General features: G+C 68.1%; 7 protein-coding genes. 1 reads left to right on the top strand and 6 read right to left on the bottom strand.

From position 1 onward, the window contains the following. Positions 1-286 precede the first annotated feature (286 nt). From HYG95_RS22670 to ctaD, 6 genes are all read right to left on the bottom strand, one after another. Positions 287-1,123 carry an ABC transporter ATP-binding protein gene (locus HYG95_RS22670; RefSeq protein ID WP_181700850.1) on the bottom strand — a complete coding sequence of 279 codons (837 nt, stop codon included), beginning with the start codon at positions 1,121-1,123 and terminating at the stop codon, positions 287-289. 18 nt (positions 1,124-1,141) lie between these two features. Further along, positions 1,142-1,300: a hypothetical protein gene (locus tag HYG95_RS22675; RefSeq protein ID WP_181700852.1), complete on the bottom strand. Its 159-nt coding sequence runs from the start codon at positions 1,298-1,300 to the stop codon at positions 1,142-1,144. A gap of 143 nt (positions 1,301-1,443) precedes the next feature. Further along, the gene (locus HYG95_RS22680; protein ID WP_181700854.1) at positions 1,444-2,217 is read right to left on the bottom strand and encodes a peptidyl-tRNA hydrolase; all 774 of its coding nucleotides are present in this window, start codon (positions 2,215-2,217) and stop codon (positions 1,444-1,446) included. Between the two features lie 57 nt (positions 2,218-2,274). Beyond that, a complete protein-coding gene (locus HYG95_RS22685) occupies positions 2,275-2,700 on the bottom strand; it encodes a protease inhibitor I42 family protein (protein WP_181700856.1) in 426 nt (141 codons plus the stop codon). A gap of 56 nt (positions 2,701-2,756) precedes the next feature. Beyond that, on the bottom strand, positions 2,757-3,986 hold the full coding sequence (serB, locus tag HYG95_RS22690; protein WP_133733910.1) for a phosphoserine phosphatase SerB: 1,230 nt from the start codon (positions 3,984-3,986) through the stop codon (positions 2,757-2,759). A gap of 85 nt (positions 3,987-4,071) precedes the next feature. Then, positions 4,072-5,811, bottom strand: coding sequence for a cytochrome c oxidase subunit I (ctaD, locus tag HYG95_RS22695; protein WP_181700858.1), 1,740 nt, complete (start codon positions 5,809-5,811; stop codon positions 4,072-4,074). Between the two features lie 382 nt (positions 5,812-6,193). On the opposite strand from ctaD, the gene HYG95_RS22700 reads away from it, so the two are divergent. After that, complete coding sequence (locus HYG95_RS22700; protein WP_181700860.1) at positions 6,194-6,604, top strand: AMP-binding protein; 411 nt, start codon at positions 6,194-6,196, stop codon at positions 6,602-6,604. Positions 6,605-6,613 lie beyond the last annotated feature (9 nt).

The following is a 6,613-nucleotide window of genomic DNA, read 5'->3' on the forward strand; positions in this document are numbered from 1 at the left end:
ACCACCCGAGTCCGCCACCTACCGCACACCCAGCCACACGGCACCACTCAAGTCCGCCATGACCGCACTCCCAGCCCCGCACGACCCGACCTCGAGGAGGGTCCGCCGCGAAGCGGCGCAGCGGCCCGGCCGCGCGAACAGCGCTCGAAGCGCATGCGCGAAGCGCGAGTCTCGAGCGCTGTTCGCGCGGCCCCTCAGGGGCCGCGCTCGAGCGCGCCAGCGCTCCAACAAACACAGCCAGTACCTCTATGGGCGCAATACCAAAAGATCCTGGCGCGACAGCCGGTCAGTTCCGCCTACGATGCCCACCCGACCGACGCGCCCGCCGAGCGAACCACCGCCCGTCAACCCGGTCGAGCGCGATGGCCTGGCTGAACGCCTTGCTCAGATTGTCTGCGGTGAGCACGTCCTCGAGCAGCCCCTGCCCGACCACCTCACCCTCCTTGAGCAGCAGCGCATGAGTGAACCCAGGCGGGATCTCCTCCACGTGATGGGTCACCAGAACCATGGCCGGCGCGTCCGGATCCGCAGCCAAATCGCCGAGGCGTTCGACGAGTTCCTCACGTCCGCCGAGGTCCAGACCCGCGGCCGGTTCGTCGAGCAGGAGCAGTTCCGGGTCGGTCATCAGGGCACGCGCGATGAGCACCCGCTTGCGTTCGCCCTCGGAGAGGGTGCCGTAGGTGCGGTCGGAAAGGTGTTCGGCGCCAAGGGTTTCCAGCATGTCGACGGCGCGTTCGGTGTCGATGTCGTCGTAGCGTTCGCGCCAGCGGCCGAGCACCGCGTACCCGGCCGACACCACCAGGTCGCTGACCTTCTCGTCGACGGGGATGCGGCTGGCCACCGCCGCCGAGGACAGGCCGATGCGTGGGCGTAATTCGGTGACGTCGACGCGACCGAGGGTCTCGCCCAACAGGTTCGCCGTCCCGGAGGTCGGATGGACCTCGGCGGCAGCCATTCTCAGCAGTGAGGTCTTACCGGCACCGTTGGGGCCGAGGACCACCCAGCGTTCGTCGAGTTCGACCTGCCAGGTGACCGGGCCGACGAGCGTTCGGCCCGAGCGGCGGATGGTGACGTCGGAGAAGTCGATGAGCAGATCTGGATCGGGTTGCGACACGCGCTCCATCTTGGCCCACGGGAGCCCTCAGCGGAACGACCGGCCCGGGTGGGATTCGTCGGTTCGGTGCCGCACCGCTTCGCGCGACGCGCCGAGGTCGCTGCGCAGCATCCGGGCGGCGAGGAACGACACCGGCACCGCGAGTGCGACCCATACGATCAGGATCACGGCGATTGTCGTCATCATGGCGGAACCTCCGTGTGTCTCTCGCTGCGGACGGGTATCCGATAGGTCTTACCCACACGATGCCGTCGGTACACCCGAACATCGCGACGACGCGCGCGAACCGCAACGACAGCCGACCGATCCGCTCGCGCGTGTCGGCCGTCTCACGGCACGGCGATCACCGTCATCGAGCCCGGGGCCACCTCGGTGAAGCCTGCGTCCCGTACGGCGACAGCACGTCCCGCCGATACCTGCGCGACGAGTTCGGACCACTGTCGCGGGTCGGCATCGCGCACCGCGCAACGGAATTCGCGTTCGGCCCAGGCGGCGGCCGCTTCGACCGGCATGGCGCCGGCCAGCAGCATGCTCGCGTGCCCCACCTGCGCGGCCGCCTTGCCCACCGACATCTCCAGTCCGCTGTTCACCCACAGCACCGGTAGGTCGGGGTCGGGCGGGCCCGGTTCGTCGTGTTCGAGGTCGGTTCCGCCGATCTGGAGTTTGCGGATGCGCGGGTCGATTCCGCCGACCGGGCCGGGGACGAAGGCCCGTGCCTGCGCACCGTCGATGTCGACGGTCACCCCCTCGACGTCGTTGGCCGCCACCCACTGCGCACCGCGCGCCCGGCGGGCCACCTTCCTGATCCGTGAGCGCTTCCACGCCAGATACCGCGCTTCCCATTCGCCGCCGGGCCCGGAACGCGGGTCGAGGCACACCGCGACCGCGGCGGCGGCCGCAGCGGCCAGTAGCGCACTGCGCGCGGGTGGTTCGGCCTTCGGGATGTGCAGCACCATCTGCATCGCCTGCACCATGGCCGGGTCGTCGGAATCGCCGTTGCCGCCGTAGCCGTGCGCCAATTCGGCGTGCCGCACAGCGAATTCGGCCGCTTCGTCGCGGACCTCCACCTCGGTTTCCCCACCGCTCAGTTCCGCGCTACCCACACCACACCCGATTCGATCGACACCACACGTGCGAACCAGCGTAGCGAGCCGTGCGCGCTAGGAGACCTCGACCGTCACCAGGAAGGTGCCCTCGGGTCGGACCGGCGGTTCCTCGAGCTGCCCGTGGGTGAACTCGACTGTCGTCGTCCCCTTGGCGACCGCGCGCAACGGCCACACCGTCGTCTGGCCCTCGGCCACGGGTTCCTCCGCGACCAGGATGCCCTCGTCGATGTTCACCGGCTCCCATTCCTGCTCCGAGTCGGCCGACTGAGGCAGCCGCACCCGCAGTTCCTGACCCACATCGAGGGTCACCGTGCGACCGGCGGCCGACTGGTCGACGGTGACCGCGGGTTTCGCGACCGCCGGAGCGGTGCTCGGCAGGGTGAGCGTCGTCGATCCGATGCTGTCGGGGATCGGTTCGTCGTCACCGCAGCCTGCGAGCAGACCGGCCACGACGAGCGGAACGAGCAGGAATTTGCGCACGGACTCTCCCAACGCCGAAGGTCTTTCTGCGCTGGGATTACCCGCCGTGCCCGGAACTAACGGCCGAGCAGCGGAACTCGACGGACCCCGCCGTCGCGGGCGTCGGCCGCCTCCACCTCGTCACGCGTCACACCGAGGATGAACAGCACCGCGTCCAGGTAGGGGTGCGACAGCGCCGTATCGGCCACCTCACGCAGCGCGGGCTTGGCGTTGAACGCCACACCGAGCCCGGCCGCGTTGAGCATGTCGATGTCGTTGGCGCCGTCACCCACGGCGACGGTCTGCTCCATCGGCACGCCCGCGTCGGCGGCGAACTTGCGCAGCGCGGTCGCCTTGAACGCCCGGTCGACGATCTCGCCGGTGACCCGCCCGGTGAGTTTGCCGTCGATGATCTCGAGCGTGTTGGCCTGCACGAAGTCGAGTTCCAGCTCGTGTGCGAGCGGTTCGATGACCTGCCGGAACCCGCCGGAGACCACACCACAGCGGAACCCGAGCCTGCGCAGCGTGCGGATCGTGGTGCGCGCGCCCGGGGTGAGTTCGATGCGGTCGGCGACCTCCTCGATCACCGATTCGTCGAGCCCCTCGAGCGTGGCCACGCGCTGGCGCAGCGACTCGGCGAAGTCGAGTTCACCGCGCATCGCGGCCTCGGTGACCTCGCGAACCTGCTCCTCGACGCCCGCGTGCGCGGCGAGCATCTCGATGACCTCACCCTGGATGAGGGTGGAGTCCACATCGAACACGATGAGCCGCTTGGCACGCCGCGCCAGGCCCGCGCGTTCCACCGCGATGTCGACCTGTTCGGCGACGGCCACATCGGCCAGCGCCGTGCGCAGTCGCGCATCGGTGTCGGCACCGGAGTCAGCCGCCGACACCATGAGCTCCATGCCGGTCACCGGGTAGTCGGCGATGCCGCGGATGGTGTCGATATTGGCGCCGAGGCCGGCGAGCAGCCGCGAGATCGCGCTGAAGGCGTGCGCGGTGACCGGCGAGCCGAGCACGACCACGGCGTGGGTCGACATCGGCGGCTTGCCGATCTGCGCGTCGACCGACACGTCGACCTGCATGCCGACGGTGTTCATCGCCTCTTCGAGCTCGTCCTGCAGCGCCTCGGGGTCGTTCGGGCACGAGACCAGCACACCGAGGGTGAGCCTGCCCCGGATGACCACCTGCTCCACGTCCAGCAGGCTCACCTGATGCCGCGACAACGCCGCCAGCAGCACCGAGGTGACGCCGGGTCGGTCGGGGCCGGTGACGGTCACGAGAACTGTGGTGTCGGCCAAGTCGATCTGCTCCGTTCGTTTACCCACAAAAAGAGTGTGCACCCGCTGGTCACCCAGCAGGTGCACACCCTGGTCGTTCGGTGGTTCCTTGCTACTTCGTCAGCACGGGTTCGTCGGCGTGGGCGTTGTGCTTGCCCGAGCCCCAGCCCACGTGCGCCTCGCGCTTCATGCGCTCGATCATGTGCGGGTAGTGCAGCTCGAACGCCGGACGCTCCGAGCGGATGCGCGGCAGCTCGTAGAAGTTGTGGCGCGGCGGCGGGCAGGTGGTGGCCCACTCGAGCGAGTTGCCGTAACCCCACGGGTCGTCCACGGTGACGACCTCACCGTAGCGGTAGCTCTTGAAGGTGTTCCACACGAACGGCAGCATCGAAGCGCCGAGGATGAACGCGCCGATGGTGGAGATGGTGTTCAGCGTGGTGAAGCCGTCGCTGGGCAGGTAGTCGGCGTAGCGACGCGGCATGCCCTCGGCGCCCAGCCAGTGCTGCACCAGGAAGGTGGTGTGGAAGCCGATGAAGGTGGCCCAGAAGTGCCACTTGGCCAGACGCTCGTCCATCATGCGGCCGGTCATCTTCGGGAACCAGAAGTAGATACCGGCGAAGGTGGCGAACACGATGGTGCCGAAGAGCACGTAGTGGAAGTGCGCGACGACGAAGTACGAGTCGGTGACGTGGAAGTCCAGCGGCGGCGAGGCCAGGATGACACCCGACAGACCACCGAAGAGGAAGGTCACCAGGAAGCCGATCGACCACAGCATCGGTGATTCGAACGTCAGCTGACCACGCCACATGGTGCCGATCCAGTTGAAGAACTTCACACCGGTCGGGACCGCGATGAGGAAGGTCATGAACGAGAAGTACGGCAGCAGCACGGCGCCGGTGGCGTACATGTGGTGCGCCCACACGGCGATGGACAGCGCGGCGATACCGAGGGTCGCGTAGACCAGCGTGGTGTAACCGAAGATCGGCTTACGGCTGAACACCGGGAAGATCTCGGAGACGATGCCGAAGAACGGCAGCGCGATGATGTACACCTCGGGGTGGCCGAAGAACCAGAACAGGTGCTGGTAGAGCAGGATGCCGCCGGTGGCCGGGTCGTAGATGTGGCCGCCGAGGTGGCGGTCGTAGGCCAGGCCGAACAGGGCCGCGGTGAGCAGCGGGAACGCGAGCAGCACGAGGACCGAGGTGACCGCGATGTTCCAGGTGAAGATCGGCATGCGGAACATGGTCATACCGGGTGCGCGCAGGCAGACCACGGTGGTGAGCATGTTGACGCCACCGAGGATGGTGCCCAGACCGGACACGGCAAGACCAAGGATCCACAGGTCGGTGCCGACACCGGGCGAGTGCAGGATGTCGGTGAGCGGCACGTACGCCGTCCAGCCGAAGTCCGCGGCGCCACCGGGGGTTACGAAGCCCGCGGTCGCCATCGAGGCGCCGAACAGGTACAGCCAGTAGCTGAACGCGTTCAGACGCGGGAAGGCGACGTCGGGGGCGCCGATCTGCAGCGGCAGGATGATGTTGGCGAAGCCGAACACGATCGCGGTCGCGTAGAACAGCAGCATGATCGTGCCGTGCATGGTGAACAGCTGGTTGAACTGCTCCGGCGACAGGAACTGCAGACCCGGACGGGCGAGCTCGCCACGCATGAGCAGCGCCATGAGGCCGCCGATCATGAAGAAGCTGATCGCCGTCACCAGGTACATGGTGCCGAGCACCTTGGGGTCGGTGGTGGTGACCGCCTTGTAGAGGAACGAGCCCTTCGGCCCGGTCCGAGCCGGATACGGTCGAGTCGCTTCCAACTGAGGGACTGGCCTGGGCTCTACCGCAGTCACTGATCCTCCTGAAGATGCCTGTACGTCACTCGCAGAGCCGACCGCGCCTCGTACAAGGGCAGCAGACATGCGTTGAAGTGAATCGTAAACCGTGCGGCCGCAGCATTCCGCGCGGGTCCTACTCTGTGTCGTATTCGGCGCGCCGTAGACGCCGATCGCCATCTTCCTCCGCAGGTCGCGCGGGTGCAACGGTTGGCGGGGACAACCTTTCGGGTTCCGGCGCGTCTGCTCCGCGGTCGATCCGGTTCACCCACCTTGGGGTGGTATTCGGTCCCCCTCGGAGTGCGTGCCCCACCGCTGGGGTCGCTGTCGGCGAGGCCCCTGGGCGACGAGATTAGAGGTGTACCGAAAACACCGCTGTCAAGCCCTCGAGGGGAACACGATGAGCACCCTGGTCACCGCACCCGCCGACAACGTCATCCAGCTGCCGCGCCGCTCGGGCGCACCGATCGCCGACGGCCGGCTCGCCGACGCCGACCTGGACCGCTGGGCGAACCGCCTGGCCCGGCTGCTGCTCGGCCGTGGCGCGGGCGCGGGCGACCGGATCGCCCTCGCGGTCGATCCCCGGGTGGAGGCCGTCGTCGCCGAGGCCGCGGTGCGCAAGATCGGCGCCGTCCCGGTGAGTGCCGAGGAACAGTCCGGCACCCGTTTCGGGATCACCACGAGGTCTCGGCGCGGCGAACTCTGCGACACCGTCGACTGGCTGGTCCTCGACGATCGGTCGACCCTGCGGCGCTATCTGGTGAGCTCGGACGCCCCGCTGTCCGGCATCGATCTGCGCGCGGTCTCCTGAACCCATTCC

It is taken from the genome of Nocardia sp. GTS18 (assembly GCF_013839555.1).
Lineage (GTDB): Bacteria > Actinomycetota > Actinomycetes > Mycobacteriales > Mycobacteriaceae > Nocardia > Nocardia rosealba.

What these genes read in the sequence shown, in the direction of transcription:
- HYG95_RS22670 (WP_181700850.1), bottom strand. Translation starts at nt 1,123, where the DNA reads ATGGAGCGCGTGTCGCAACCCGATCCAGATCTGCTCATCGACTTCTCC.
- HYG95_RS22675 (WP_181700852.1), bottom strand. Translation starts at nt 1,300, where the DNA reads ATGATGACGACAATCGCCGTGATCCTGATCGTATGGGTCGCACTCGCG.
- HYG95_RS22700 (WP_181700860.1), top strand. Translation starts at nt 6,194, where the DNA reads ATGAGCACCCTGGTCACCGCACCCGCCGACAACGTCATCCAGCTGCCG.